Below are 25,903 nucleotides of genomic sequence, written 5' to 3' on the forward strand. Positions count from 1 at the left end.
CCGGACCTCTCAGAGCTCGAACTGGCCGGCGGACTGCTGGATCTTCACAACGACGAACTCGGCCGGGCGCTGCGGCGCGATCCCGACGACCACGTTCACCACCCCGTTCGCGATGTCCTCCGCGGTCGTCGTCTCGCTGTCGCATTTCACGAAGTAGGCCTCGCGCGGCACCTTTCCCTTGAAGGCGCCCTGCAGGAAAAGCGTCTGCAGATACGCGCCCGCATTCAGCCGGATCTGCTGCCACAACTGCTCGTCGTTGGGCTCGAAGACCACCCACTGCAGGCCGCGGTAGAGGCTCTCCTCGATGTGCAGCGCGAGCCGCCGCACCGGCACGTACCGCCAGGTGTCGCCCTCCTGGTCGAGCGGGGCGAGGGTGCGGGCGCCCCAGACGACCTGCCCGGCGAGCGGGCGGGTGCGGAGGCAGTTGAGGCCGAGCGGGTTGAGCAGGCCGTTCTCCTGGTCGGTGAGCGGCACGGACAGCCCGACCGCGCCCGCCAGCTTGGCCTCCGTGCCCGCGGGCGCCTTCCACACGCCGCGTTCGGCGTCGGTACGGGCGATGGTCCCGGCCACGGCGCCGCCGGGCGGGAAGGCGCGTACCCGGCCGGTCACCGGGTCGACGGCCTCAATGTGCGGGAAGTACAGCGCGGTGTGGTCGTGCCGTACGGGCGCGAACGCGGCGATGCCCGCACGCGCGTCGTCCACCGAGCACCACGCGGCGGGCGCGTCGGCGAGCAGGAAGATGCGGCGCTCGGCGCACAGCCGCTGGGCGGCGGAGAGGACGGCGAGGACGTCGTCGATGTCGGCGTATCCGGCGAGCTCCGGCAGCGTCAGCAGGTTGACGTCGGCGGCGCCGCGCAGCGCCTGGATGCCGGTCTTGGCGGCCTCGGAGCCGATCAGGTCGTCGGGGCCCGGCGCCTCGCCGTCGTCGCCGCCGGTGAAGGCGAAGGCGGGCGGGTTCACGGAGGCCTCGAGGCCGAGGTCGTTGGCGCATTCGCCGAGGAAGCGGACGGTGTCCTCGGGGTCCAGCGAACCGGCGGTGACCTGCAGCTTGTGGCCGAACGCGGTGACCTCGGCGCGGGCGAAGGCGTGCTTGCCGGGCAGGTCGCGCTGCGCGCGCAGCTTCCGCTCCAGCAGGTGCGCCAGCTCGCGGACGCGGTGCGGCGGGTGGCCGTCGCAGCTCGGGTCGTAGAGGTGGAACTCCCGCTCCACCTCGCCGATCTTGACGGTGATGTCGACGTCGAGGTCGGGCAGCGGGTGCCCGAAGGGCTTGGAGACGGTGCCGGACGGGTCGGGCCGGTGCTCGCCGAGGGTCTCGGCGCGGATGAGCCGGGAGCGCTCGCGGATGACGTCTTCGACGTTGTGGTGGTGGTGCCGGTCCATCGACAGGTCGTGGAAGTGCTCGTGCCGGCCGCCGCGGGTGTCGTGGACGGTGAGGTTGAACGTCTCGTCCGGGCAGGGCGTGTCGTGGTCGACGGCGACGCGTAAGTGATTGCCCCAGTGGCCCGGCTCGCGGGCGCGGAGCTTCAGCACCGGCTCGGCGCTGCGGCCTTCGGTGGATTCGAGGGTGACGTGGGCGGTGTCGCAGGAGTTCGCCTTGACGACCCGTACGATCACCGCATCGGCGCCGCCGCCGGCGAAGTACTGGTGCACCGCATAGCCGACGGCGCTGTCGTGCCCGAGCCCGCCGAAGCGGCGCTCGAACTCGGCGAAGCTCGCGACCTTCACCGGCGTGTCCAGCGGACCCCGGCGGGTGTGGCCCACGAACGCGGTCACCGACGTGGTGACGGCGGCGATGGTACGGGTGCTGCTGGGAATCTCTTCGACGTAGACACCGGGATAGGTCCGCGGCTGCATCGGCAGGTCCCCCTCCATTCCTACAGGTGCCGGCAGGCATCAGGGGACGGAAATAGGGGCTAACGCCGCACGCAGCGGTTCCCCCGTAACCACAAACTGTGGTGACTCCTGATGCGTGAGTGCCCAAGCAGTCTTTACCTGCGCGGCAACAACTGGCCAGATCGCTTCAGGCCGTTGTCCCGAATGGCGGAATACCGAACTCCGGACGAAAAGGGATCGATCACTACTTGTAAGTACGCTGGCCGGACGGCGCCACACATGATCCAAATTTGGCACGTACGGCGCCGTCCGACCGACGACTTCCGGCCATCAACTGCCCGACGTGCCCCAGGAAAGCCGCCGGAACTCAATCGTCTCGTACGTCCCGGCGACCCCGGTCTCGTAAAGCAGCCCGACCGTCCTGCCGCCGATCTGCACCAGATCCGAGTACGCCGCCCGCTGCTGCGACAGCGTCGTCACCTTCGTGAAGGTGGCCCCGGCGTCGTCGCTCCGCCACAGCGCCATCTTTTCGCGGGCGGTGGGGCTGGAGGGCCCGGCGAAGAGCAGCGGCGCTTTGCGGCCGCGCGACTGCAGGACGCTGGCCTGGACGACGGGGACCTCGTCCAGGGAGTGCTGGATGGCGTACGGGCGGTCCAGGGTCGCGGCGCCGTCGCTGGAGTAGCTGTCGGCGCGGTTGCCGGCGTCGGTGCCGTTGTGGTCGCGGGTGTTGAAGTACAGCCGCCCGTCGGGGAGTTCGGCGGCCGTCGACTCGTTGCCGTTGACCAGGCCGTCGTAGCTGTCGTCCACGAAGCCGGTGCGCCAGCTGCGGCCGCCGTCGTCGCTGTAGATCGCGTGGCCGCCGTAGTACTTGTCCTCCTCGCCCGTGTCCGCGGACCCGGCCGGCGGGGCGACCGAATGGTTCGACGGCACGACGAGCCGCCCGGCGTGCGGGCCGCGGGTGAGCGCGATGGCGTGCCCGGGCCCGGTGGCGTACCAGCGCCAATTGGGCGCCTTGACGTCCGCGGTGATCTCCCGCAGCGCACCGAAGCTGCGCCCGTCATCGCGGCTCGTCTGCACGAAGACCCGGCGGCTCTGCTCGGCCGTCGCCTCGCCGCGCATGATCTGGTCCTCGGTGACGTCCCCGCTGTTGTACGAGGTGACGAGCACGAGCCGCCCGGTCTTGGGGTCGACGACGGGCGCGGGGTTGCCCCGGGTGTCGCCGTCGCCCGCGGCGACCACGCGGAGCGGCCCCCAGGTGCAGCCGCCGTCGGTGGAGCGCCGGGCGACCACGTCGATGTTCCCGGAGTCCCCAGCGCCGCCGACGCGCCCCTCGGCGAAGGCGACGACGGTGCCCGCGGGCGTCTTGACGACGGCCGGGATGCGATACGTGTCGTATCCGCCCGTACCGGAGGAGAAGGGGACGGACGAGGTGCAGTTCGCGGCGTCGGGCACGGCGCTTCCTTCAGTTGCTGCGGAGGCGGCGGCGCCTTCAAAGGCTATCGCCGCCAGCGCAAGCACGGCCGAGAGGGCGAGGAGCCGGGGTCTCTTCATGAACTCTCCGGAATAGGTGGGACGTTGGAGGTGGGATGTCCGGCGAGAAGACAATCATGCTGTTACGGGTGGGGCAAGACGTGCGACAGCCCCTCGCCGGGATGGCGAGGGGCTGTGACGAGTGCGGGGTGGGCTCTTAGCCCACAGCCTTTGCCGCAGCGCGGCCTGCGGTACGACCCGAGAAGATGCAGCCGCCGAGGAAGGTGCCCTCCAGCGACCGGTAGCCGTGCACCCCACCGCCACCAAAGCCCGCTGCCTCGCCCGCCGCGTACACGCCAGGCAGCGGCTCGCCGCCCTCCGTCAGCACCCGCGCCGAGAGGTCCGTCTCCAGGCCGCCCAGGGACTTGCGGGTGAGGATGTTGAGGCGGACGGCGATCAGCGGGCCCGCCTTCGGGTCCAGGATCGGGTGCGGGGCGACCGTGCGGATGAGCTTGTCGCCTAGGAAGTTGCGGGCGCCGTTGATGGCCATGACCTGCAGGTCCTTGGTGAACGGGTTCACCGTCTCGCGGTCGCGGTCGGCGATCACCCGGTGCAGGTCGGCCTCGTCGATGAGTTTGTCGCCGGTGAGTTCGTTCATGCGCCGGACCAGCGTCCCCAGGTCGCGCTCCACGATGAAGTCCGCGCCGTTCTCCATGAACGCCTTCACCGGCCCGGGCACATCCACCCGCGCCCGCCCCACCACATCGCGCACCGACTTCCCGGTCAGGTCCGGGTTCTGCTCGGAGCCCGAGAGCGCGAACTCCTTGCCGATGATGCGCTTGTTGAGCACGAACCAGGTGTATTCGTACCCGGACCGCATGATGTGCTCCAGCGTCCCGAGCGTGTCGAAGCCCGGCCACAGCGGCGCCGGAAGGCGCTTGCCCGTGGCGTCGAGCCACAGCGAGGACGGGCCGGGGAGGATGCGGATGCCGTGGTTGTCCCAGATGGGGTTCCAGTTCTGCAGGCCCTCGGTGTAGTGCCACATCCGGTCGCGGTTGATCAGCCGGGCGCCGGCGCCCTCGGCGACGTCGAGCATCAGGCCGTCGACGTGCGCGGGGACGCCCGCGACCATCGTCCGGGGGGCCTTGCCGAGCCGCTCCGGCCAGTTCTTGCGTACGAGGTCGTGGTTGCCGCCGATGCCCCCGGAGGTGACGATCACGGCCTGCGCGCGCAGCTCGAAGTCGCCGGTGACCTCGCGGTTGCTGGCCTTGCCGCGCTCCATCGAGTCCGGCGCCAGCACCTCGCCGCGCACGGTGTCGACGGCGCCGTCCGTACGGCCGAGGCCCGTCACCCGGTGCCGGAAGCGCAGCTCGACGCGGCCGCTCGCGACGCCCGCGCGCACCCGGCGCTCGAAGGGCGCGACGACGCCCGGGCCCGTACCCCAGGTGATGTGGAAGCGGGGGACGGAATTGCCGTGTCCCTGCGCGTCATAGCCGCCGCGCTCGGCCCATCCCACGACGGGGAACCAGCGCATGCCCATCGCATGCAGCCACGACCGCTTCTCGCCCGCCGCGAAGTCCACGTACGCCTCGGCCCACTTGCGCGGCCAATGGTCCTCCGGGCGGTCGAAGCCGGCGCTGCCCATCCAATCCTGCAGGGCGAGGGCCCGGTTGTCCTTGACCCGCATCCGGCGCTGCTCGGGCGAGTCGACGAAGAACAGGCCGCCGAACGCCCAGTGCGCCTGCCCGCCGATGGACTGCTCCGGCTCCTGGTCGAGCAGGATGACCTTGCGGCCCGCCTCCGCGAGCTCCGCGGTGGCGGCCAGCCCGGCGAGGCCGGCCCCGATCACGATCACATCGGCGTCGTACGCCATGGCCTTCCGCCCCTCGCTCGAAGCTCGCTACCGACCAGTCGGTCAGATCCTCGGGAGACTACCGGCCGTAGTCAACACCCTGCGGTCCAGGTCTCGTCTGCGAACGTTCCCGAGCCAGGTCAACAGCGCCGCGACCACCACAAAAGCGACGGTGATCCCGAGGCAGCGGGCGGCCACACCGCCGTAGCCGCCGGCCTTGCCCGGGTCGAGGAAGGGGTACGGATACCAGCCCCCCACCAGCGGGCCGCGGATCAGCGAGTACGCGAGGAAGACGAGCGGGAAGGCCAGCCACCGCGCGGCCCCGCTCAGGTCGATGCGCTGCCTGGGCGGGTCGGTGAGCCAGTAGACGACGGCGACGATGGGCAGCAGCTGGTGCAGGACGCGGTTGACCCACGGGATGCTCTGGCCGCCGCCCTGCAGGTCCGCGAGCAGCGCCTGGTAGATGATCCCCGTGATCGCGAGATAGAGCACCACAGCGCCGCGGACCAGGTCGGGCACGTCGCGGGTGCCGAGCAGCGCCGCGCCGCCCATGGCGAGGAGGACGACCACGCCCGCCATATTGCTGAGCACGGTGAAGTAGCTGAAGAAGTTGTCGAGCGTGCCGTCGCCTGCCGACCGGTACGCCTGGAAGCCCAGCGCCACGGCACCCAGCGCGCCGAGCGCGAGCCGCAGCCACCCGAAAAAGACAATTCGCTGCATTTGCAGCATTCTGCCAGCGACTCTGGCGCATTCCCGGGACGGGGGCTTGGATGGGGATCATGAGCGAGGAGAGCAACGAGACTGCCCCCATGTCCGCGGACGAGCTGCTGGACATCGTGGACGAGCAGGACCGGGTGGTGGGCCAGGCCCGGCGCGCTGAGACGTACGAGCGGCGGCTGCGGCACCGGAGCACGTTTGTGCTCGCCCGCGACCCGGCAGACCGGATCTTCGTGCACCGCCGCACCGCGCAGAAGATGATCTTCCCGTCCCACTACGACATGTGGGTCGGAGGGGTCGTCGGCGCGGGCGAGTCATGGGACGAGGCCGCGCTGCGGGAGGCCGAGGAGGAGCTCGGCGTGTCGGGGCTGCCCGCGCCGCGCCCGCTGTTCAAGTTCCTGTACGAGTCGCCGGAGCACACCTGGTGGTCGGGGGTCTATGAGGTGCGCTGCCCGTACGAGGTGAACCCGCAGGCCTCGGAGGTCGCCTGGCACACCTTCCTGACCGACGCCGAACTCGCCGCGAAGCTCACCGAGTGGCAGTGGACACCCGACGGCCTGGAGGCCTACCAGCGGCTGCTGGCGCGGCGCGACGCATAGAGTCGACGCCGTGACCGACGAGCACCGCCCCTCCACCGTCCGCCTGTGGTTCGCCCCGGAGAAACTCCGCTCCGAGGGCACCACCCCCGACTACCGCTTCTCACTCGCCAACGAGCGCACCTTCCTCGCCTGGATCCGCACGGCGCTCGCGCTGGTCGCGGGCGGTCTGGCGGCGGACCAGTTCCTGACCGACCTGGACCGCCCGATCCGCACCCCGATCGCGGTGCTGCTGCTCGCGGGCGGGGCGTTCTGCGCGGTACGGGCCGTGAACCACTGGATCCGCTGCGAGCGCGCCATGCGCCGCGGCGAGGACCTGCCGCCGTCCCGCTTCCCGGCGACTCTCGCCGTGGCCACGGTGGTGGCGGCGGTGCTGATCCTCGGCGCGGTGGTCCTGGGCGGTGCCGGCCGGTGACGGCACCGGAGCCACCCGTACGCGACCCCGGCGCCCAGCCGGAACGCACCCGCATGGCCTGGCGCCGCACCACGCTCGCCTTCACCGTCGCGGCCCTGCTGGCCGTACGACTCGCGCTCCATCAGGAGCGATCGGCGGCGGCCGGCGTCGGGGCCGCCCTTGGGCTGCTGGCGCTGGTGGCGTTTCTGGTGGTGTCGCAGCGCCGCATCACCTCCATGGACCAGGCCGCGCCCGAGGCCCAGGACGTACGCGTCCCGCTGGGTGCCGCGGCGTGTGTGGTGGCGCTGGCCGTGTTCGGTGCTGTGATGGTCCTGTGACGGCCTGTTGAGCTATGTTCGGCCGGACAGCTCCGCCGTCCCTCACCAGGAGTTCCGCCAATGCCTGCGCATGCCCCGCTGGTTGTCGTCATGGGAGTCACCGGTTCCGGTAAATCGACGGTGGGCGAGGCGCTTTCGGAGCGGATCGGGCTGCCGTACGCGGAGGGCGACGATTTCCACCCGCCGGCCAACATCGAGAAGATGTCCGGCGGCACGCCCCTCGACGACGACGACCGGCTGCCGTGGCTGGACGCCATCTCGGCCTGGCTGGCCGGGCGGGTGGCGAGTGGCGGCATCATTTCCTGCTCGGCGCTCAAGCGCCGCTATCGCGAGCGCCTCGCCGGGGCCGTGGAGGGCCTGTTCTTTCTGCACCTGGACGGCTCGCCCGAGCTGATCGGCGAGCGGCTGGAGGAGCGCAAGGACCACTTCATGCCGAAGGGGCTGCTGCGCTCCCAGTTCGCCGACCTGGAGCCGCTGAACGGGCACGAGAACGGCGCCGCGATCTCCGTGGCCGACACCCCGGAGGGCGTGGTGCAGCGCTCCCTCGACGCGATACGGGCCCCGTACCCGCTGCAGCTGGCCCCTGGCGTGCACGCCTACGTGCAGCCCGACGGCGGCTGGTGCCTGAGCAACGCGGGCTTCATCAGCGACGGCACCACCACGCTCCTGGTCGACACCGCCGCCACCGAGTCCCGGGCGCTGAAGCTCCGCGACACGGTGCTCGCCAGCGGCGCCCCGCAGCCGACGATGGTGGTCAACACCCACCACCACGGCGACCACACGTACGGCAACAGCGTCTTCGCCCCGTCCGCAGCCGTCATCGGCCACCGCCGCTGCCGTACGGAGGTGCAGGCCGCGGGCAAGCAGCTCCATCTCCTGTGGCCGGACAACGACTTCGGCGAGATCACCATAAACGCCCCCAATCTCACCTACGACGACACCCTCACCCTCCACGTCGGCGACACCGAAGTGCAGCTGATCCACCCCGGCGTCGCGCACACCGCGGGCGACACGATCGTCTGGCTGCCACAGCAGCGGGTGGTCTTCACCGGCGACCTGGTCTTCCGCGGCGGCACCCCGTTCATCCCGATGGGCTCGCTCACCGGCTCCCTCGCCGCCCTCGACCGGCTGCGCGCGCTCGGCGCCCGCACGGTGGTCGCGGGCCACGGCTCAGTCACCGACCCGGGCGTCTTCGACGCCATGGAGCGCTATCTGCGCTTCCTGGCCGGCCTGGCCCAGGAGGGGTACGCGGCCGGGCGCACCCCGCTGGAGGTGGCGCAGACCGCGGACCTGGGCGAATTCGCCGAGCTGCGGGAGACCGAGCGGCTGGCGCCCAATCTCCATCGCGCGTACGCCGAGCTCCAGGGCAGACCGCTCGGGGTGCCGCTGGACCCGCTCCAGGTCTTCGGCGACATGGCCGAGCTCAACGGCGGCTCGATGCCCACCTGCCACGCGTAGCAAAGCCCGGATCCCCGTCCGTGATCAGTTGCACGGCCCGGGCCTCTGGACTACATACCGACCGGTCGGCATCATGGCCGTACCCAACAAAACCAAGGGGGAAGTGCATGAGCGACGAGCTCCCGCCGCCGGGACTCGATCCCGAGGCGCTGCGGCGCCACCTGGACCGGGTCCGCCCCGGTCTGGTCGCAGGTCCGCTGCGCGCCCGGCTCATCGAGGGCGGCCGCTCGAATCTCACGTACGAGGTCACCGACGGCGCCGCCCGCTGGGTGGTCCGCCGCCCGCCGCTCGGCCACGTCCTCGCCACCGCGCACGACATGCGCCGCGAGCACCGGGTGATCTCCGCGCTGCACCCCACCCCCGTGCCGGTGCCGGGGACGGTGCTGCTGTGCGAGGAGGACGAGGTCCTCGGGGCCCCCTTCTACGTGATGGAGTTCGTCGACGGCACCCCGTACCGCACCGCGGCCGAGCTGACGGCGATCGGCCCGGACCGCACCCGCGCGGTGGTGCTGAACCTCATCGACACCCTGGTCGAGCTGCACGCCGTCGACCCGGCCGCGGTCGGCCTCGGCGACTTCGGGCGGCCGGAGGGCTTCCTGGAGCGGCAGCTGCGCCGCTGGGGCAAGCAGCTCGCCGCCTCCCGCAGCCGCGACCTGCCCGGCATCGACGAGCTGCACGACCGGCTCACGAAGGCGCTGCCGAGCAGCCCGGCGCCGACGGTCGTGCACGGCGACTACAAGCTCGACAACGCCCTCGTCGGCGCCGACGACCGGGTCAAGGCGATCCTCGACTGGGAGATGTCGACGCTCGGCGACCCGCTCACCGACGTCGGCCTGCTGGTGATGTACAGCTCCCGTACCGAAGGCCCGGAGGGCGCGATCGGCGCCACCGGCGGCGCGCCGGGCCACCCGGGCTCCGCCGAGCTGATCGAGCGCTACGCGGCGGGCTCAGGCCGCGACGTCTCGGCGGTCGCCTGGTACGTCGCCTTCGCGCACTTCAAGCTCGCCGTGATCGCGGAGGGCATCTACTACCGCTACACCCTCGGCCAGACCGTCGGCGCCGGCTTCGACGGCATGGGCGAGCTGGTGCAGCCGATCATTGCCAAGGGTCTCACCATCCTCCAGGAGGGCTGAACAGCCATGGACTTCGCCTACGACGCCCGCACCGAGGAGCTGCGCAAGCAGCTGCTCGCGTTCATGGACGAGCACGTGTATCCGAACGAGGAGGTGGCGGTCCGCCAGCGCGCGGAGGCGGCCGACCCGTGGAAGAAGACCCCGATCCTGGCCGAGCTCCAGGAGGAGGCCCGCAAGCGGGGACTCTGGAATCTCTTCCTCCCCGACGAGCGGTACGGCGCCGGGCTGACGAACCTCCAGTACGCCCCCCTCGCCGAGCTCACCGGCCGCAGCCCGCACCTCGGCCCGGCGGCGCTGAACTGCAACGCCCCCGACACCGGGAACATGGAGCTGCTCGCCCAGTTCGCCACTGAGGACCAGAAGAAGCAGTGGCTGGAGCCGCTGCTGGCGGGCGAGATCCGCTCGGCCTTCGCGATGACCGAGCCCGAGGTCGCCTCCTCCGACGCCACCAACATCGGCACCCTCATCGAGCGCGACGGCGACGACTACGTCATCACCGGCCGGAAGTTCTACATCTCCGGCGCCATGAACCCGGACTGCAAGATCTTCATCCTCATGGGCAAGACCGACCCCAACGGCGACGACCCCCGCCGCCAGCAGTCCATGATCCTCGTCCCGCGCGATACGCCCGGCGTCGAAGTCCGCCGCCCCATGCAGGTCTTCGGCTTCGTCGACGAGTCCGAGGGCGGCCACGCGGAGGTCGTCTTCGACCGGGTGCGGGTGCCGGCCGCCAATATCGTCGGCGAGGTCGGCGGCGGCTTCGCGATCGCGCAGGCGCGGCTCGGCCCCGGCCGCATCCACCACTGCATGCGACTGATCGGCATGGCGGAGCGCGCCATCGAGCTGATGTGCCGCCGTGCCACGAGCCGTACGGCCTTCGGCAAGGCGCTCGCGCAGCAGGGCGTGGTCCAGCAGTGGATCGCCGACGCGCGGGTGCAGGTGGAGCAGCTGCGGCTGCTCGTACTCAAGACGGCCTGGCTGATGGACACCGTCGGCAACCGCGGCGCGCACACCGAGATCCAGGCCATCAAGATCGCGACGCCGCGGGCGGTGCTGGAGATCGTCGACAAGGCGATCCAGCTCCACGGCGCGGGCGGCGTCAGCCAGGACTACCCGCTGGCCGAGCTGTGGGCGGCAGCCCGCTCGCTGCGCCTGGCCGACGGCCCGGACGAGGTCCACCAGCGGTCGCTGGCGCGCCGGGAACTGAAGCAGTACCTCTGACGGGTGGAGGTCTGGGGGCGCCGCCCCCAGACCTCCACCCCTACGGGCGCAGCGCCCTCATCAGCAGGTCCGCCAGATGATCCGCGATCTGCTGCTGCGACAGCGGCCCGTCCGGCTTATACCAGCTGCTCAGGTGGTGGATCGCGCCGAAGTGGTAGTCCACGACCAGGTCGGCGGGCGTCGCGTTGCTGAAGACGCCGGACTCCTGGCCCTCCTCGATCAGCGCCCGGAACCGCTCGTGATAGCGCCGCCGGTCGGCCCGCACCTGCTTCTGCTTCTCGGGGGCGAGCATGTGCATCGAGCGGAAGAAGATCGTGGCGTCGTCGGTGTTCTCCAGCGACGTCACCACGACATCCGCCGCCGCCTCACGAAGCCGCTCCTCGACCGGCGCGCCCGACTCGGCGAAGGCGTCGAGGTGCTCCTGCTGCACCCGCAGCAGCCGCGCGTAGATCTCGTGCAACAGGTCGTCCTTGGAGCCGAAGTAGTGGTACAGGGCGCCCTTGGTCACCCCGGCCGCCTCCACGATCTCCTGCACGGAGGTACGGTCGAAGCCCTGCTCCGCGAAGAGCCGCGTGGCGGCGGCGAGGAGCCGCTGGGGCACCGGCGCGCTGTCGCCCGGCGCCTGCGTCGCGCTCGCGCTCACGCCTCTCGTAGATCTGGCCATGGCCGTAACCTTTCCTCGCTCAGGACCCGGAGCGCAACTCGCGCCGCAGGATCTTGCCCGTCGCCGTCTTGGGCAGCTCGGGCAGGATCTCCACCTCGCGCGGGTATTTGTACGCCGCCAGCCGCTCCTTGCAGTATCCCGCCAGCTCATCGGGCGCCACCTCGGCCCCCGGCCGCAGGCTCACGTAGGCCTTGACCGTCTCGCCGCGGTACGCGTCGGCGACGCCGACCACCGCGGCCTCGCGCACCGCCGCGTGCGTGTACAGGACGTCCTCGACCTCCCGCGGCCACACCTTGAAGCCGGACGCGTTGATCATGTCCTTCTTGCGGTCCACGACGTAGAGCCAGCCGCCCTCGTCCATGAAGCCGATGTCACCGGTGCGCAGTTCGCCGCCGGGCATGCCCTCCGCGGTGGCCTCGGGCCGGCCGAAGTAGCCGGGCGAGACCTGCGGGCCGCGTACGGCGATCTCGCCGGTCTCGCCGAGCGGCACCTCCGCGCCGGCGTCGTCGAGGACCCGTACCACCGTCTGCGGCCCGGGCACGCCCACCGACAGCGTGCCCGACACCTTGTCCACGGGCGCGCGGCGGTCCGGCGGGACGCTGGTGCAGGGGGCGGCGCATTCGGTGAGGCCGTAGCCGTTGTGGATGTAGACGCCGAGCCGCTCCTCGATGCCGTCCACCAGCGCGGGCGGCAGCGGGGCGCCGCCGGAGGAGATATACGTGAACGAGGTGAAGTGCTCGCGGCTGACCGCCGGGTGCGCGGCCAGCGCCATGAACGCCGTGGACGGGCCGACGGTGAAGTGCGGCCGGTGCTCGGCGAAGGCGTCGAGGACGACGCCCGGGTCGAAGCGGTACGCCAGCGCCAGCGTCCCCGCGTTCGCGAGACACCCGGCCAGCTGCACGACCATGCCGGTGATGTGGAAGAGCGGGGCGAGCGCGAAATAGACGCCGCCCTCGGGGATGCCGAGGCCGGTGGCCTGGCGCTCGGCGTTGTACGTGATGTTGGCGTGCGTGTTCATCGCGCCCTTGGGGCGGCCGGAGGTGCCGGACGTGTAGCTGATCAGCGCCACGTCCTCGCCGGTCAGCTCGCGCCCGGCCGGGGCGGCGTGGCCGGCCCGCGCCACGGCCAGGAGGTCGGCGGCGTCCGCGGCCTGCGGCAGCCGCTCGAAGCCCAGCACCCGCTCGTCATCGCGGCTCTGCAGCTCCAGCTCGCAGGCGGTGAGCACGATGCTCACCTGCGAGCCCTCGGCCGCGCCCCGCAGCACGCCTTCCCACGCCCGGTCGGAGCAGACGACGGCCTTCACGCCGCCGTCGGCGAGCAGATGCGTCAGCTCCCCCGACTTGTACATGGGATTGACCGGCACCACCGTGCCGCCCGCCTTCCAGGCGCCGAGCAGCGCCAGCACGAAGTGCGGGGTGTTCTGCAGCATCAGCGCCAGCCGGTCGCCCTGCTCGAAGCCCGCCGCGGCCAGGTGCCCGGCGATGGAGTCGGAGAGCTCGTCCGCCTCGCGGTACGAGAGCCGGCCGTCGAAGTAGGCGAAGGCGGTACGGTCGGGGGCTTGCGCCGCGGCCGCGCGGAAGGAGTGCAGCACGGTCTCGGCCGGCTGGATGGGTGCCTTCTGCGCCTCGGTCAGCTGGGCGAGCCAGGGCATCGATTCGTATGCGGAGCGCGTCATTGCGGTCCCTTCACAGGTTTCGGTCTGCTCGCTCTTCCAGGTCGCGCTGCAGCTTGTTCATGCCGCGCAGCCAACGCTGCGGGTCAGCGGCGCGGGCCGCGTAGTACTCGCCCGCCTCCGGGTGCGGCAGCACCAGGAAGCGGTCCTCGGCCACGGCCGCGAAGAGCGCCTCGGCGACCGCGTCCGGCTCGATCGCGCCGGGGCGCAGCAGCAGGTCGCCCGCCGCGCCGGTGTCGCTGAGCATGTCCGTGCGCACGCCCTGCGGGCAGATCGCGTGCACCTTGACGCCGCGGTGGGCGTAGGTGGCGGCGAGCCATTCGGCGTGCGCGTAGGCGGCGTGCTTGGTGACGCTGTACGGGGCCGAGCCGAGCATCGTGAGCAGCCCGGCCGCGGAGACGGTCGCGATGAAGCGTCCCTCGCCCCGCTCCAGCCACTCGGGCAGCAGCTCGCGGGCCGCCCTGACGTGCGCCATCACGTTCACGTCCCAGGCGGTCGCCCAGTCGTCCTCGGGCGCGTCGGGGCCGCCGCCCGTACCGACGCCGGCATTGGCGCAGAAGACGTCGATCCGGCCGCCGAGCGCGTCGCGGGCCTCGGGGACGACCGCGGAGGCGTCGCCGGGGATGGCGATCCCGCCGATCTCCTTGGCGACCGCCTGCGCCTTGCCCTCGTTCAGATCGTTCACCACGACCGCCGCCCCCGCGGCCGCGAACCGTCTGGCCAGCGCGGCACCAATGCCACCGCCGGCACCTGTGACCACCACTGCAGCGTCCCGGAAGGAGTCCATGACGCGACAGACTAACCGGTCGGTATGTACGGGGGAAGGGGGTGGAACCGGACGTTGCGGGCCGGGGTCCGCTCGGCCTCTTCTCGTGCCGCGGAGAGCTTGCCACGCTGGCTGGCATGCCTGAGATGAGCGTGAGCCCGTACTGGGAGCTGACCTTCGACGCCGAGGGCGATGTGAACGCCTCGCAGCGCGGCAGGATCGAGCGGCAGGCGGCCGAGGAGGGCGTCACGGACCTGCTGTTCTTCAGCCACGGCTGGAACAACGACCGGTCCATCGCCACGAGCCTCTACAGCCGCTTCTTCGCCCCGTTCCCGGGGCTCGCGGGCCCGGATGTGCGGCTCGGGTACGTCGGCGTGCTGTGGCCGGCGATGCGCTTCTCGGACGAGCCGATCCCGGACTTCCCGCGGTCCGCGGCGCCGCCGAGGCCACCCGCCCCCGGCCTCGACACACCCACGCAGCGGATGCTGGGCGCCCAGTTCCCCGGCCGCACCCACACGGTCGCCCGGATCTCCGAGCTGCTCGCCGAGCGCCCCGAGGGGCAGCCCGAGCGGTACGCGGAATTCCTGCGGCTGCTGCGCAGGCTGCTGGAGCTCGACCCCGGCAATCCGACCCGTACCGTCGCCCCCGACATGGCGGACGAGCCCGCCCAGGAGGCCGTCCCGCTGGCGCTCGCCGAGGACGCCGACGCGGAGACGGTCCTCGCGGAGTTCGCGACGGCGCTCGACGAGGTCGCACCGGATCCGCAGCACCCGGCCGCGCTGTGGGACGGCGGCCGCGAACTCCTGCGCGGCGCCACGTACTACGCCATGAAGCGCCGCGCCGGCACGGTCGGCCAGCGCGGCCTCGGCCCCGCCCTGAAACGCATCGCCAAGGCCGCGCCCGACGCCCGCCTGCACCTGATCGGCCACAGCTTCGGCGCCCGCCTCATCTCGTACGCGCTGCGCGCCCTGCCCGCCACCCCTGGCCAGGTCGCCTCGGTCACGCTGCTCCAGGGCGCCTTCTCGCACTACGCCTTCGCCCCGAAACTCCCGCACGACAAGGGCCAGGCCGGCGCCCTGAACGGCATGCACCGCCGGATCGCGGGCCCGCTGGTGTCCTGCCACTCCAAGCACGACACCGCACTGCGGACCTTCTACCCGCTGACCGCCCGGATGGCCAGGGACGACCAGAGCCTGCTGCCCGGCGCCGAGCGCTGGGGCGCGCTGGGCTTCGACGGGATCAAGGCGGTCACGGGCACCAAGAACCTCACCCTGAAGGAGGCGCTGGCCGCGGACGCCCTGCCCGCCAAGGGCTGCGTCAGCGTGGACGCGGCGGCGGTGGTCAAGACCGGCGGCGCGCCGGCGGGGGCGCACAGCGATATCTGCCACAAGGAGCTGGCGCGGCTGGTGCTGGCGGCGGGGCGCGCGGGGCGTTGACACAGCATGACCCGGCGAGCATGCTAAGCAGTTGCTTAGAGCATACGAACGAGGGCCGGAGGAACGGACATGGCAGAGCCGCGCATCTTCAAGTCGGTCGAGGAGCTCAAGGACGCCGTCGGCGAGCAGCTCGGTTACTCCGACTGGCTGGAGGTCGACCAGGGGCGCATCGACCAGTTCGCCGAGGCCACGGGCGACCACCAGTGGATCCACGTGGACCCCGGGAAGGCGGCGGCGGGCCCCTTCGGCACCACCATCGCGCACGGCTATCTGACCCTCTCCCTGCTCCCCCTCTTCGGCCCGCAGCTGCTGGCGGTGGAGGGCGCGAAGATGGGCGTGAACTACGGCACCAACAAGGTCCGTTTCCCCGCCCCGGTCCCCGTCGGGTCGCGGGTGCGGGCCACCGCCCGTATCGTCGACATCGCCGACGTCACCGGCGGCGCCCAGCTCACCGTGGCCTTCACGATCGAGCGCGAGGGCGGCGAAAAGCCGGTGTGCGTCGCGGAGTCCGTCAGCCGCTACTACTTCTAGAACGGCCCCGCGCCTGGCGGACCCTGGGGGCCGGCTCCTGGTTGCGCATGCGTATACGACAGTTGCTGACCCCTGCCCTGACCCTGGCCGCTCTCCTGCTCGCGGCCGCCGCACCCCCCGCGGCGGCCGCAGACCCCGACCCCGTAAAGCTCACCCGCGGCTTCTACGTGGACCCGGACTCGCCGCCCGCCGTCTGGGCGCGCGACAACGCCGGCGATCCGCGGGCCGCCGACATCCGGCGCGCGATCGCGAAGAAGCCCATGGCCCGCTGGTTCGGCCCCTGGGACGCGGACGTGCGCGCCTCGGTCGCGGATCACACCCGTGCCGCGGCGAAGGACGACAAGCTGCCGCTGCTGGTGGCGTACAACATCCCGGGCCGCGACTGCGGCGGCCATTCGGGCGGCGGCGCGGAGACGGCCGCCGAGTACCGGTCCTGGATCGAGGACTTCGCGGCCGGCATCGGCGACCGCCCGGCGCTGGTCGTGGTGGAGCCGGACGCCCTCCCCCAGCTGGACGAATGCCTGTCGGAGTCCGAGCAGAAGGAGCGTACGGACCTGATCAGGCACGCCACCGAGGCGCTGCGCGACAAGGCCCCGAACGCCTGGACCTACCTCGACGCGGGCACCGCCCACTGGAAGCCGGCGCCCCAGATGGCCGAGCGCCTGGACGCGGCCGGGCTGCGGAACACGCACGGCTTCTCGATCAACGTGGCCAACTACTACGAGAGCGGCGAGTCCGGCGACTTCGCCCGCGAGATCAACGACGATCTGCGGCGGAACGCGGATTACACCAAGCCGTACGTCATCGACACCAGCCGCAACGGCAACGGCTCCAACCACGAGTGGTGCAACCCCGGCGGCCGCAAGCTCGGCCCGGCGGCGAAGACCGGCGGCCCGGGCGGCGCGGAGATGCTGCTGTGGGTGAAGACGCCGGGGGCGTCGGACGGGAATTGCGGGGTGGCACCGGACATGGCGGCGGGGCAGTTCTCGCCGGAGCTGGCGATGGGGCTGATCGAGGGGCGGTGACCTTTCGCGGGGGCTAGGCCCCCACCATCCTCCGCACGAGGTCGGCGTACAGCGCGCCGACCTCGTCGGGTGTCCGCGGCCCGTTGACGTTGAACCAGCGCGCCACGTCCACGCACAGCGACAGCACCGCGAGCGCCGTGCCGGGCACGTCATCGACGCTGAAGTCCCCGGCGGCGACCCCGTCCTCGATGATCCCGCGCAGCAGCCGGTCGATGCCGCGGCGCAGGTCGAGCACCTCTTCGTAGTGCTCGGGGCCGAGCGAGGAGATCTCGTACTGCACCACCCTGGCGGTGGTGTGGTGCTCGGCGTGCCAGCGCGCGAAGGTGTGCACGGCGAGGCGGAGCCGCTCGGCGGGGCTGCCGTCGGCCGCCGCGGCCTTGGCGAGAATGGCGTGCGCCCGCTCGTGCCCGTACCGGCTGATCCGGTAGAGCAGCTCTTCCTTGGTCTTGTAGTGGATGTACAGCGCGGCAGGGCTCATCCCGGCCCGCCCGGCGATGTCCCGGGTGGTGGTCGCGTGATAGCCGCGCTCGGCAAACGCCTCCACGGCCCCCTCAAGCAGCCGCCGCGCCGCATCCGGCTCCACGTCCGACCACCCGGCGGACTCCACCGCGTCGCCCATCGCGCACCCTCCCGATCCTCCTTCAGTCCAGCAGCCCACACCCTACAACGTGGGGTGAGCAAGCGCTTAGAGCCCGGAGTCGGGAGGGGGATGCTAGGTGCGCTTCCAGAACGCGCGGGCGGGTGGCTCCCCAGGGGTGGTCAGCTCCGTGAGGAGTTCTACCGTCCTGTGCCACAGGGCGTCCAGGTCCGTGTCCGGGTGCTCGGCTTCGCGCAGGTCCTCCGCGAGGGCGCGTAGCCGCGGGTTGTCGGCGGCGAGGGCCTGGAGGCGGCTGCCGAGGTCGGCGAGGTGGCGGCGGCGGTCGAGGGCGGGGAGGGTGGCGGCCTCGTGGAGGCGGCGGAGCTCTTCTGCCAGGTGGTCCTGGAAGGGGGCGGGGGTGGGCACGTCCGCCGCTTCGGGTGGGGCGCTGAAGGACGGGCGGTGGGCGGTCGCCGCGTCCTGGGAGAGCAAGGGCCGGCGCAGCTTGGCCTTCCTCCGTACCGGTCCCATCTCGGGCTGTCCGTACGCGGCCTGCTGCTGGACGTAGAAGCCCGAGCCGGGTGCCGACGGCGCCGGGGGCATCGGCATCCCCCAGCCGCTCGGGAGCTCCACCGGCTGGGTGACCCGGTGGCCCGGGCCGCCCTCCGCGACCACCTGCGTGTCGGCCGCGACGAAGGCCGTGAAGCGGCAGAGCACGCCGTGGCGCAGCGATGTCTCGACCAGTTCGCGCTCCAGCGCGTGGGCGCCCGCCGCGTAGCGGTCCTCCAGCCTTCGGAGCTGGGCGCGGGCCCATACCGTCCGTACTCCTGGGCGGTCCGTCAGGCCGGCGGCCGGGACCGTGCGGCGCCACTGCTCGCCCGTCGCGGAGCGGCCTTGCACCGTCACCGCCGCGTCCGGGCCCGCGGCCCGGTAGCGGCCGCGGACCGTCAGCGGGACGCCGGGGAAGAAGGAGCTCGGGCAGAGGACCGTATCCGGGATCAGCTCCAGGTCCGCGCCCGTCGCCGTCAGGTCCATCGCCAGTGGGGCGGCGATGCGGCGGTGGATGGATTCCATCGCGTCGTCGAGGCGGTCCTCGGATTCGACCAGTTCGCAGCGGCCGCTGCCCAGGGCGGCGAGGCGGCCGAGGAAGCCGGCGTTGACGGCGCGGTCGATGCCGACCGTGTGGATGCGTACGCCGGAGAGGGCCTTGGTCGACTCCTGGAGGATCTGGTCCTCGTTGCCGACCTGGCCGTCCGTTACGAGGACGAGCACCCGGTCGCGGCCGGCCTCCTCCCCGGTCGCCAGCAGGCCGCTCGCCTCGCGCAGTGGTGTCAGCAGTTCCGTGCCGCCGCGGGACTCCAGGCGGGAGAGGTGTTCCACGGCGCGGTAGCGGTGGCGGTCGGTGGCCGGGACGAGGCCGGACGGGAGGCGGTCGGGGCGTTCGACCACGGTGTCGAAGGAGAGGACCGCGAAGCGGTCGCGCGCGGTGAGCGTGTCGACGATGCGGGCCGCCGCGCGGCGGGCGGCGACCATCTTCCAGCCGGACATGCTGCCGGAGCGATCCAGGACCAGGACGACGTCGCGGGGCCGCGCGAGCCCCTCCGAGGGCTCCAGCTCCACGACCGTCAGCGCGAACGTGCCCTCGTCCTTGGCCTCCACGTCCGGCACCAGCGCCAGCGAGCTCGACGCCGCGAAGCGCAGCCGCAGCACGAAGTCCCGGTCGAGCCGCTCCCCCGGCTTCAGCCGTACGCCACCCGGCTCCGCCGTCTCGACCACATGCAGGCTCGACCGCATCTCCTCCAGCTCGAGCCCGGCGGGGTCGACATCCACGGCGAGCGACAGCCGCACCGGCGAAGGAAAGCCGGGCAGCAGCACGGGCGGCGTGATGCGGGAGGCGTCCGGGACCGCGTCCGTGTCCGGCTCGGTGCCGGTGCCGGCCGACGGCGTGCCGGCCAGCGGGGCGCCCGGGATGTAGCGGGGCGCCACGACCAGGGGGAAGCGGAAGGTGGCGGCACCGTCCTCGTACGGGAGCGGCTGGCTCATCGTCAGGCGGACGCGGACGGTCTCGCCGGGGAGGATGTTGCCGACCCGGATGGTGAAGACGTCCGGGCGGTCCTCCTCCGCGATCGCCGCCCGCCGCCCCTCGGCCACAGCCTGGTCGTACTCCTCGCGGGCCCGGCCGCGCTCCTTGAGCACGCCCTCCACCACGCGGTCGCCGGCCTCCATCCGGAAGGCGGTCACGCCCGCTCGGTCGGGGAGCGGGAAGATGTAGGTGGCCTCCAGCGGCACGTCGTGTGCGTTGCGGAAGTCCTGGGTCACCGTCACCCCGGCTATCAGGCCGGTCAGTTGGGCGGTGATGTCGACCGCTTCGAGGGGGAGGTTGCCCTTGTCCGTACGCAGGGCGCCGAGGCCCGCGTCCTCGTCCACGTCCTGGAGGGGTGCGTAGTCGTCCTTTTCGAGCGGGGTGATGGGGACGGTCATGATGCGCTCCCTTCCGGGTCGGTTTCCGGGTCGCTTTCCGGGGCGGAGGTGTCGGCTCCGGTGAGTCCGCGGGCGCGGAGGGTGGCGAGCAGGGGGGCGGCGGCTTCGGCGAGCTCGGCCAGGTCGGCGGCGTCGGGCGTACGGGGCGCGCCGTCGACCAGGAGCGTCACGCCGGGGGCGAGGCGCAGGGCCGGGACGACGACGGGGGCGGCCGGGGAGGCCGGTTGGGCTTCCTCGGGCGCGGGCGCGGGTACGGGCACGGGCGCGGGTACGGGCGCCGTCGCCCAGAAGCGCTCCCGCGCCTCCGGCCCCACCACCTCCGCCAGCCGGTCATCCGTAGCCCCGGCCAGCAGCCTCTGGATCTCCGCGATGGAACGCCCGCGCGCCTGCAGCCGCTTGACCGCCACCAGCTGCAGCAGATGCCGCTCCCCGTACAACGCGACCCGGCCACGCCGCGTGAGCGGCGGGTCGACCAGGCCGATCGTCGTGTACCAGCGGATCAGCCGCGCGCTGGGCACGTCCCGCACACGGCCGTTCGAGGACGCGGGCGCGGGCTCGCCGGAGCGCAGCTCGTCGGCGGCGCGCTCGGCGAGCTCTGCCAGGGTCCAGGTCACGGCCATACCGCAACAGTGACACTGACATTATTGCAGCGTCAACTCCCGGACGCTGACAGTTACTTGGGCAGCCCCCAGCGCTTCGCCGGAGCATTCGGCCGCACCGGCGCGACCGTGAAGTCGGGCTCCGCCCCCTTCGGATGGATCACCGCCACCTCCCCCTTCCCGAGCTCGATCCGGAGCGTCCCCGCCGTCATCTCCTCGTACGGAACCGGCTCACCGCCCTCGTCCCGCACCTCCACCGCGCCCCGGACCCCATGCCGTACGACACACGGCGCCCCCGCCTCGCTCCGCAGCCGGACCCAGCTCGTCTCCCCGCCCTCCCGCACCGCACTCACCAGGAAGGCGCCCTGCGTACGGAAGTCGTGCACGGCGACGTCCTGCCAGGCGGCCGGGACAGCCGGGAAGACGCGGATCACCCCGCCCCAGCTCTGGCAGATCATGTCGTGCAGCGACTGGGCCGCCGACAGTGGCGTCTCGATGACCGGGCCGGACTCCTTGTACATGGTGTTCGCCTGGATGAAGTCGCTCATCAGCCGGTCCAGATAGCCGAGCGCCCGCGCGCCGTCCGTCATCTGCGCGGCCATGGAGGCGGCGCCGGTGAAGGTGTAGCCCTGGAGGGCACCCTCGAAGCTGACCCAGTGGTCGAGGGAGGTCTCGATCAGCTTGCGCTGGTCCGGCTGCTCCCAGGTGATCTCGTACAGGGGATACACCGCCAGCAGGTGGGAGTAGTGGCGGTGGGACTTCGCGAAGGGGACGCCGGCGCCGATCATGAAGCCGTTGTCGTCGACGGGGTACGGGGTGAGCTTGCGGAGCACCTCCTGCCAGCGGGGCGCCAGTTCGTCGTCGATGCCGAGCAGATCCGACGCCTCCAGGAGCGTCGAGCAGCCCCAGCGGAGCAGCATCAGGTCGTAGTTGCAGTCGGGGGCGTCCACGCCGTACTCGGGCGAGAAGGTGGCCGGGAGGTGGAGCTTGCCGTCGGCGGCCGGGGTGAGGAAGTGCAGGTAGTAGTTGACGGCCTTGCGGAGGAGCGGGAAGACGGTGTCGCGGAGGATCGACTCGTCCATGGTGTGGCGGTAGCTGAGCCAGACGTTGTGCAGGGCCCAGGTGAGGTTGCCGACCTCGGGGGTGGGCGGGTTCTGGCCGGGGATGCCGACGCCGTAGCCGCCGGTGGCGGAGGCGGCGCCATTGCGCAGCCGCATGTCGGTGGTCCGCGGGATGCCCGCGGAGTCCTTGCGGTACGGCTCCGCGACCTCGGCGGTGAGCTGGTCGCGAAACTCGCTCAGCGCGCGGGTGGGGGCGTCGAGCTCCAGGTGGTTGGCGCCGTGGATGAGCCAGTACTCGAGCTGGACGTTGAGGTTCCACCAGGTGGCGGGCCAGGGGGTGGGTTCGAGCCAGGGGCCGCAGGTGGCCATCACCGGGGCGTCGCGGCGGGCGGCGGCAGCGGCCTTGTAGAGCTGGATCCAGTAGAAGGACTGGAGGCGGGCGTCGGGGAGGGAGAGGAAGCTCTTGCGGTAGTACGCGCGCCACCATGGGCGGTGGGTGGCGGCGAGGGCGTCGTACGGGTAAGTGGCGGCGGCGCGGGCGGTCTTGAGCGCGCGGCCGAGGGCGGCGTCGTCCGGGTGCGAGTGGGCGACGGCGGCGTAGAGGGTGCGGGTGGCGCCGCGGGTGCGCTCCCGCCAGGCGGTGACGTGCTGCCCGCCCGCGGTGAGCGGCTGGGTGGCGGCGGTGGTGCCGTCGTGGTCGGCGACGGTGGCGGGCGGGTTGCCCGTATAGCCGGGCGGGGGCTCCTTGAAAGCGGCGCGCGGGCTGATCGCCTCGGCGGGGTGGAAGACCCAGCGGAAGGCGCGCTCGCCGGGGGTCGGGGTGACCTCGATGGCGAGGACGGAGCGGGAGTTGTGTACCAGGGCGCGGAGCTTCAGGGTGCCCGCGGTGGTGGTGATGGTGCCGGTGAGCTCGGCGGCGGCGAGGTGCAGGCGCCAGTCGACGGCGGTGATGGTGCCGACCGGTTCGAGGGTGAAGTGGCCGATGGGGAGGCGGGCCAGGCCGAAGAGGGAGCCGAACTCGGGGCGGTGGTCCTGGACTTCGCTGTGCTGGACGTGGAAGCGGAGGGCGTTGGTGTCGTCGGGGTGGGCGTAGATGCTGGACCCGAGGTAGCCGTTGCCGAGGAACGGACCTTCGTACCAGGTCGTGGGCGTGCGCTGCCAGACGAGGTCGGCGGCGTCGAGGACCTGGGTCCAGGCGCTGTCGTGGATGAGGGCGGCGCCGGGTCCGCGACCGGGGCCGGGATCGGGATCGGCGCTGGGCCGAGCGGCGGCATGGGCCGTAACGGGAAGGCCGGCAGAGGCGGAGGCGGCGAGGGCGCCGCCCAGGACGGTCCGTCGTGAAGGCATGTCGGGCTCCAATCTCCTCCCGCAGGAGAATGCAGCAAGCGCTTGCCCACCGGAAGCCCTCCGACGCCACAAACATCGGATGAACGTGGGGAGTTGACCGTACGGGCGGTCACGACGGGTCGCGGTGAGCGGCAATACGTCGGATGTCAGTCGTGCACTCGGGATGCCAGCAGCGGACCCAGCACCTGAGTCCCCGGCCCTGTACGCCCGCCGGGTCCCGGCAGCTCGACCGTGTCGTCCGCCGTCAGCGGCTCGCCGCACACCGCGCAGGCACACACCGCCGTCGTCTCCTCGCCGCAGCCGACGTGCTGCAGCCGGACGGGCGGGCCGGACTCGCCCGCGTACCAGCGGTCGCCCCAGTTCATGAGGGCGAGGAGCACGGGGTAGAGCTCCTGGCCCTTCTCCGTCGCCACATAGTGCTCACGTGGCGGCCGCTCCTGGTAGCGCTCGCGGACGAGGACGTCCTCCTCGACCAGGCGGGCCAGCCGGGCGGCGAGGACCTTGCGCGAGACGCCCAGGTCCGCGGCGATGTCGTCGAAGCGGGTGACGCCGGTGAGCACGTCGCGCATGATCAGCGCGGTCCAGGCGTCGCCGAAGAGATCGGTGGCGCGGGCGATGGAGCAGGCCACACCGGAGAGCGGAGTCCTGGTCATGAGGACACCCTAGTCGAGTTCCCTGAGGGAACCCATCAATGCTAGGTTTCTTGAAGGAACCCAGCACCGAGGAGCGTGTGGCCATGCCCAGCACCACCCCATCGATCGCGCTCGACTCGCCGGACTCCGTCGACGGCCGCCACATCCGCGCCGTGACCTTCCAGCGCGTGCGCATGGAGTACGTGACCGGCCTGCTCGAACGGCTCGGGGTCGGCGTCGAAGGCGGCCGCGCGCTCGTCATCGGCGGCGGGCGCGGGCCGCTCGCCGCCGGCCTTGCGGGGCTCGGCTTCGCCGTCACCGCCGTCGACCCGTCGCCGGACGCCACCGCCCTGGCCCGCGAGGCGCACGAGCGCGCGGGGCTGGCCGCCGCCATCGACGCCCGCACCGCCCCGGCCACGGAGCTCGGCGTCGACACCGCCGCCTTCGACCTCGTCTACGCCGCCGACACCTTCGAGGTCACCGCCGACCTCGACCGCGCCGTCGCCGAAGCCGCCCGCGCCCTCCGGCCCGAGGGCCTCCTCGCGTACGACACCGTCAACCGGACGCCGGTCGCCCGCCTCATCTACCTGGGCGCCTTCCAACGCCTCGGCGCCACCCGCATCATGCCGCCCGGCCGCTACGCCGCCGAACGGCTCCGCACTCCGGACGAGATGGCGGCCGCCCTGACCCGCCACGGCGTCGACCCCGGCGCCGTCCGCGCCTTCAAGCCCCGGCGCGTACGCAGCCTCGTCACCGCCACCCGCGCCCGCCGCCGCGGCGAGATCACGGACGCGGAGCTGCCGGAGCTCGTGGACATGGTCGCGGAGCCGGACGGCAAGCCGGTGGTGACATACCTGGGTTACGGCGTCAGAACGCGCTGACTCCCGTCAGCGCCCGCCCGATCAGCAGCTTGTGGATCTGGGTGGTGCCCTCGTACAGGGTCATCACCCGCGCGTCCCGCAGCAGCTTGCCCACCGGGTATTCATCGATATAGCCATAACCCCCGAAGACCTGCAGCGCGTTGTTCGCGCACCGCACCGCCGCCTCGCTCGCGAAGAGCTTCGCCTTCGACGACTCCGTCGCGAAGGGCTGGCCGCGGTCGATCAGGTCCGCGACCCGCCAGGTGAGCAGCCGCGCCGCGTCCACGTCCACCGCGATGTCCGAGAGCAGCTCCTGCACCAGCTGCTTGTCCGCGATGGGGGCGCCGAACTGCTCCCGCTCCCCCGCGTACCCGACCGCCGCGTCCAGCGCCGCCTGCGCGATGCCGACACAGCCGGCCGCCACCGACATCCGGCCCTTGGCCAGCGCGGACATGGCGACCGAGAAGCCCTTGCCCTCGGGCGCCACCATCGCCGAGTCCGGCACCCGTACGCCCTCCAGCACCAGCTCCGCCGTCGCCTGGCCGCGCAGCCCGAGCTTGCCGTGGATCTCGCGGCGGGTGAGTCCGGCCGCGTCGGTCGGCACCAGGAAGGCGCTGACGCCCTTGTGGCCGGGCGCGTCGCTCGTACGGGCGAAGAGCAGGCAGACGTCCGCCCAAGTGCCGTTCGTGATGAACATCTTGGCGCCGTCGATCACCCAGTCGTCGCCGTCCCGCACGGCCTTCGTCGTCAGATTCGCCGCGTCGGACCCCGTCCCCGGCTCCGTAAGGCCGAAGCAGCCCAGCGCCTCGCCGCTGGTCAGCCGGGGCAGCCACTGCCGCTTCTGCTGCTCGCTCCCCCACGCGGCTATCGACTTGCCGACAAGGCCCAGGGATACGGACACGATGCCGCGCACCGCCGAGTCGCCGCGGCCGAGCTCCTCCGTCACCAGCACGTACGAGAGGTGATCGCCGCCCGAGCCGCCGTACTCCTCCGGGATCGTCAGCCCGAGGAAGCCGACAGAACCGAGCTTCTTCACGATCGCGCGGTCGACGCTCTCCGCCCGGTCCCACGCGGCCGCGTGCGGGCGGATCTCGCGGTCGGTGAAGTCCCTGGCGAGGTCGCGGACGGCTTCCTGTTCTGCGGTCAGCCCGAGGTTCACGGCGACACCTCTCCGGTTCGAGTAAGAAATCAGCAGTGAGAAATTAGCAGTGCTAGTTTTACGCGCTGGATCTACTATCTG

The 25,903-nt window shown here is 72.0% G+C and carries 22 protein-coding genes and 2 pseudogenes; 11 read left to right on the forward strand and 13 right to left on the reverse strand.

Features of this window, described 5'->3' with window-relative positions:
* Positions 1-9: 9 nt before the first annotated feature.
* From ACNNMR_RS07050 to ACNNMR_RS07065, 4 genes are all read right to left on the reverse strand, one after another.
* Positions 10-1,854 carry a phage tail sheath family protein gene (locus ACNNMR_RS07050; RefSeq protein WP_419993657.1) on the reverse strand — a complete coding sequence of 615 codons (1,845 nt, stop codon included), beginning with the start codon at positions 1,852-1,854 and terminating at the stop codon, positions 10-12.
* 309 nt (positions 1,855-2,163) lie between these two features.
* Complete coding sequence (locus ACNNMR_RS07055) at positions 2,164-3,384, reverse strand: sialidase family protein (protein ID WP_419993658.1); 1,221 nt, start codon at positions 3,382-3,384, stop codon at positions 2,164-2,166.
* A 136-nt stretch (positions 3,385-3,520) separates the two neighbouring features.
* Positions 3,521-5,176 carry an FAD-binding dehydrogenase gene (locus ACNNMR_RS07060; protein ID WP_419993659.1) on the reverse strand — a complete coding sequence of 552 codons (1,656 nt, stop codon included), beginning with the start codon at positions 5,174-5,176 and terminating at the stop codon, positions 3,521-3,523.
* A 42-nt stretch (positions 5,177-5,218) separates the two neighbouring features.
* A complete protein-coding gene (locus ACNNMR_RS07065) occupies positions 5,219-5,875 on the reverse strand; it encodes a Pr6Pr family membrane protein (protein ID WP_419993660.1) in 657 nt (218 codons plus the stop codon).
* Positions 5,876-5,934: 59 nt separating this feature from the next.
* On the opposite strand from ACNNMR_RS07065, the gene ACNNMR_RS07070 reads away from it, so the two are divergent.
* The 7 genes and pseudogenes from ACNNMR_RS07070 (at position 5,935) to ACNNMR_RS07100 (ending at position 11,012) form a co-directional block, all read left to right on the forward strand.
* Positions 5,935-6,471, forward strand: a complete 537-nt coding sequence (locus ACNNMR_RS07070) for an NUDIX hydrolase (RefSeq protein WP_419993661.1) — start codon at positions 5,935-5,937, stop codon at positions 6,469-6,471.
* A gap of 10 nt (positions 6,472-6,481) precedes the next feature.
* The gene (locus tag ACNNMR_RS07075) at positions 6,482-6,883 is read left to right on the forward strand and encodes a YidH family protein (protein ID WP_419993662.1); all 402 of its coding nucleotides are present in this window, start codon (positions 6,482-6,484) and stop codon (positions 6,881-6,883) included.
* The gene (locus ACNNMR_RS07080; protein WP_419993663.1) at positions 6,880-7,200 is read left to right on the forward strand and encodes a DUF202 domain-containing protein; all 321 of its coding nucleotides are present in this window, start codon (positions 6,880-6,882) and stop codon (positions 7,198-7,200) included. The genes ACNNMR_RS07075 and ACNNMR_RS07080 overlap by 4 nt, the downstream gene beginning before the upstream one ends.
* A gap of 60 nt (positions 7,201-7,260) precedes the next feature.
* Positions 7,261-7,761: pseudogene (locus tag ACNNMR_RS07085) on the forward strand (gluconokinase); the annotation flags it as partial.
* Between the two features lie 66 nt (positions 7,762-7,827).
* Positions 7,828-8,658: pseudogene (locus tag ACNNMR_RS07090) on the forward strand (MBL fold metallo-hydrolase); the annotation flags it as partial.
* A 107-nt stretch (positions 8,659-8,765) separates the two neighbouring features.
* The gene (locus ACNNMR_RS07095; protein WP_419993664.1) at positions 8,766-9,791 is read left to right on the forward strand and encodes a phosphotransferase family protein; all 1,026 of its coding nucleotides are present in this window, start codon (positions 8,766-8,768) and stop codon (positions 9,789-9,791) included.
* Positions 9,792-9,797: 6 nt separating this feature from the next.
* Positions 9,798-11,012, forward strand: a complete 1,215-nt coding sequence (locus ACNNMR_RS07100) for an acyl-CoA dehydrogenase family protein (RefSeq protein WP_419993665.1) — start codon at positions 9,798-9,800, stop codon at positions 11,010-11,012.
* A gap of 40 nt (positions 11,013-11,052) precedes the next feature.
* Here the strand turns inward: ACNNMR_RS07100 and ACNNMR_RS07105 are convergent, their stop codons facing one another.
* The 3 genes from ACNNMR_RS07105 to ACNNMR_RS07115 are packed head-to-tail and all read right to left on the reverse strand — an operon-like array spanning position 11,053 to position 14,135.
* Entirely contained in the window at positions 11,053-11,676 is a 624-nt protein-coding gene (locus ACNNMR_RS07105; RefSeq protein ID WP_419993666.1) for a TetR/AcrR family transcriptional regulator, read from the reverse strand.
* Positions 11,677-11,695: 19 nt separating this feature from the next.
* Positions 11,696-13,351 (reverse strand): AMP-binding protein, encoded by a 1,656-nt coding sequence (locus ACNNMR_RS07110; RefSeq protein ID WP_419993667.1) that lies wholly within the window; start codon positions 13,349-13,351, stop codon positions 11,696-11,698.
* Between the two features lie 10 nt (positions 13,352-13,361).
* Positions 13,362-14,135, reverse strand: a complete 774-nt coding sequence (locus ACNNMR_RS07115; protein WP_419993668.1) for an SDR family oxidoreductase — start codon at positions 14,133-14,135, stop codon at positions 13,362-13,364.
* Between the two features lie 116 nt (positions 14,136-14,251).
* On the opposite strand from ACNNMR_RS07115, the gene ACNNMR_RS07120 reads away from it, so the two are divergent.
* The 3 genes from ACNNMR_RS07120 (at position 14,252) to ACNNMR_RS07130 (ending at position 17,106) form a co-directional block, all read left to right on the forward strand.
* Positions 14,252-15,550 carry a serine-threonine protein kinase gene (locus ACNNMR_RS07120; RefSeq protein ID WP_419993669.1) on the forward strand — a complete coding sequence of 433 codons (1,299 nt, stop codon included), beginning with the start codon at positions 14,252-14,254 and terminating at the stop codon, positions 15,548-15,550.
* 69 nt (positions 15,551-15,619) lie between these two features.
* Positions 15,620-16,081: a MaoC family dehydratase gene (locus ACNNMR_RS07125; RefSeq protein ID WP_419993670.1), complete on the forward strand. Its 462-nt coding sequence runs from the start codon at positions 15,620-15,622 to the stop codon at positions 16,079-16,081.
* 41 nt (positions 16,082-16,122) lie between these two features.
* Positions 16,123-17,106, forward strand: coding sequence for a glycoside hydrolase family 6 protein (locus tag ACNNMR_RS07130; RefSeq protein ID WP_419993671.1), 984 nt, complete (start codon positions 16,123-16,125; stop codon positions 17,104-17,106).
* 13 nt (positions 17,107-17,119) lie between these two features.
* Here ACNNMR_RS07130 and ACNNMR_RS07135 read toward each other — a convergent pair whose 3' ends face one another.
* The 5 genes from ACNNMR_RS07135 to ACNNMR_RS07155 form a co-directional block, all read right to left on the reverse strand.
* Positions 17,120-17,725, reverse strand: coding sequence for a TetR/AcrR family transcriptional regulator (locus ACNNMR_RS07135; protein WP_419993672.1), 606 nt, complete (start codon positions 17,723-17,725; stop codon positions 17,120-17,122).
* A gap of 93 nt (positions 17,726-17,818) precedes the next feature.
* Positions 17,819-20,164, reverse strand: coding sequence for a VIT domain-containing protein (locus ACNNMR_RS07140; protein WP_419993673.1), 2,346 nt, complete (start codon positions 20,162-20,164; stop codon positions 17,819-17,821).
* A complete protein-coding gene (locus tag ACNNMR_RS07145) occupies positions 20,161-20,784 on the reverse strand; it encodes a helix-turn-helix domain-containing protein (RefSeq protein WP_419993674.1) in 624 nt (207 codons plus the stop codon). The genes ACNNMR_RS07140 and ACNNMR_RS07145 overlap by 4 nt, the downstream gene beginning before the upstream one ends.
* 53 nt (positions 20,785-20,837) lie before the next feature.
* Positions 20,838-23,171: a glycosyl hydrolase family 95 catalytic domain-containing protein gene (locus ACNNMR_RS07150; RefSeq protein WP_419993675.1), complete on the reverse strand. Its 2,334-nt coding sequence runs from the start codon at positions 23,169-23,171 to the stop codon at positions 20,838-20,840.
* 146 nt (positions 23,172-23,317) lie between these two features.
* Positions 23,318-23,824: a winged helix-turn-helix transcriptional regulator gene (locus ACNNMR_RS07155; RefSeq protein ID WP_419993676.1), complete on the reverse strand. Its 507-nt coding sequence runs from the start codon at positions 23,822-23,824 to the stop codon at positions 23,318-23,320.
* A gap of 83 nt (positions 23,825-23,907) precedes the next feature.
* Here ACNNMR_RS07155 and ACNNMR_RS07160 point away from each other — a divergent pair, with 83 nt between their 5' ends.
* Positions 23,908-24,684: a class I SAM-dependent methyltransferase gene (locus ACNNMR_RS07160; RefSeq protein WP_419993677.1), complete on the forward strand. Its 777-nt coding sequence runs from the start codon at positions 23,908-23,910 to the stop codon at positions 24,682-24,684.
* Here the strand turns inward: ACNNMR_RS07160 and ACNNMR_RS07165 are convergent.
* A complete protein-coding gene (locus ACNNMR_RS07165) occupies positions 24,671-25,822 on the reverse strand; it encodes an acyl-CoA dehydrogenase family protein (protein WP_419993678.1) in 1,152 nt (383 codons plus the stop codon). The genes ACNNMR_RS07160 and ACNNMR_RS07165 overlap by 14 nt on opposite strands.
* Positions 25,823-25,903 lie beyond the last annotated feature (81 nt).

Source organism: Streptomyces boninensis (genome assembly GCF_048572725.1).
Taxonomy (GTDB): Bacteria; Actinomycetota; Actinomycetes; order Streptomycetales; family Streptomycetaceae; genus Streptomyces; species Streptomyces boninensis.